The 1,913-nt window shown below is 58.2% G+C and carries 1 rRNA gene; it reads left to right on the top strand.

From position 1 onward, the window contains the following. Positions 1 to 125: 125 nt before the first annotated feature. Positions 126 to 1,648: ribosomal RNA gene (locus ACH45N_RS28005) — 16S ribosomal RNA — on the top strand. Positions 1,649 to 1,913: the final 265 nt, after the last annotated feature.

Raw genomic sequence — 1,913 nt, forward strand, 5'->3', positions numbered from 1 at the left:
GCCAGCATGGTGGTGTGGTCGGGGATGGTGGGGGTTGTTTTTGGATCGGATTGAAACCAGTTTGGTTTTGGTCTGGCCAGTATCATTGTTCGCGCTCGCCTGTGGGTGGGTGTGGATGTTTCTCTTTTACGGAGAGTTTGATCCTGGCTCAGGACGAACGCTGGTGGCGTGCTTAACACATGCAAGTCGAACGGTGAAGCCCAGCTTGCTGGGTGGATCAGTGGCGAACGGGTGAGTAACACGTGAGCAACCTGCCCTCCACTTCGGGATAAGCCTTGGAAACGAGGTCTAATACCGGATATGAGCGCCTGCCGCATGGTGGGTGTTGGAAAGTTTTTCGGTGGGGGATGGGCTCGCGGCCTATCAGCTTGTTGGTGGGGTAATGGCCTACCAAGGCGTCGACGGGTAGCCGGCCTGAGAGGGCGACCGGCCACACTGGGACTGAGACACGGCCCAGACTCCTACGGGAGGCAGCAGTGGGGAATATTGCACAATGGGCGAAAGCCTGATGCAGCGACGCCACGTGAGGGATGACGGCCTTCGGGTTGTAAACCTCTTTCAGCAGGGAAGAAGCGCAAGTGACGGTACCTGCAGAAGAAGCGCCGGCTAACTACGTGCCAGCAGCCGCGGTAATACGTAGGGCGCAAGCGTTGTCCGGAATTATTGGGCGTAAAGAGCTCGTAGGCGGTCTGTCGCGTCTGGTGTGAAATCCCATGGCTCAACTGTGGGCTTGCATCGGGTACGGGCAGACTAGAGTGCTGTAGGGGAGACTGGAATTCCTGGTGTAGCGGTGGAATGCGCAGATATCAGGAGGAACACCGATGGCGAAGGCAGGTCTCTGGGCAGTTACTGACGCTGAGGAGCGAAAGCATGGGGAGCGAACAGGATTAGATACCCTGGTAGTCCATGCCGTAAACGTTGGGCACTAGGTGTGGGGCCAGTTCCACTGGTTCTGTGCCGCAGCTAACGCATTAAGTGCCCCGCCTGGGGAGTACGGCCGCAAGGCTAAAACTCAAAGGAATTGACGGGGGCCCGCACAAGCGGCGGAGCATGCGGATTAATTCGATGCAACGCGAAGAACCTTACCAAGGCTTGACATGTACGAGAAAGCCCCAGAGATGGGGTTCTCTTTGGACACTCGTACACAGGTGGTGCATGGTTGTCGTCAGCTCGTGTCGTGAGATGTTGGGTTAAGTCCCGCAACGAGCGCAACCCTTATCCTATGTTGCCAGCGGGTTATGCCGGGGACTCATGGGAGACTGCCGGGGTCAACTCGGAGGAAGGTGGGGATGACGTCAAATCATCATGCCCCTTATGTCTTGGGCTTCACGCATGCTACAATGGCCGGTACAGAGGGCTGCGATACCGTGAGGTGGAGCGAATCCCAAAAAGCCGGTCTCAGTTCGGATCGGGGTCTGCAACTCGACCCCGTGAAGTCGGAGTCGCTAGTAATCGCAGATCAGCAACGCTGCGGTGAATACGTTCCCGGGCCTTGTACACACCGCCCGTCAAGTCACGAAAGTTGGTAACACCCGAAGCTCACGGCCCAACCCCTTGTGGGAGGGAGTGGTCGAAGGTGGGACTGGCGATTGGGACTAAGTCGTAACAAGGTAGCCGTACCGGAAGGTGCGGCTGGATCACCTCCTTTCTAAGGAGCTCATCTCCATCACCGGCCCTAAGGGGGTCGTTGCCTGGTCGGACTTCGTGTTCGTCGGGTGGTGGTGGCAGAGGCCATGCCCAGGCCGTACGCGTCTGGGGTGGTTGCTCATGGGTGGAACATTGACGAAGAGTCGCCTTCGGTGGTGACCAACGCTAGTACGCCGGTGCTTGTCACTGGTTGGAACGTGGAGGTCGGTACTGGTGGGGGCTTGCCGAGCACACTGTTGGGTCCTGAGGCAACCGGCCGCCTCATG

It is taken from the genome of Promicromonospora sp. NPDC019610, from assembly GCF_044389365.1.
In the GTDB taxonomy this organism is placed as follows: Bacteria; Actinomycetota; Actinomycetes; order Actinomycetales; family Cellulomonadaceae; genus Promicromonospora.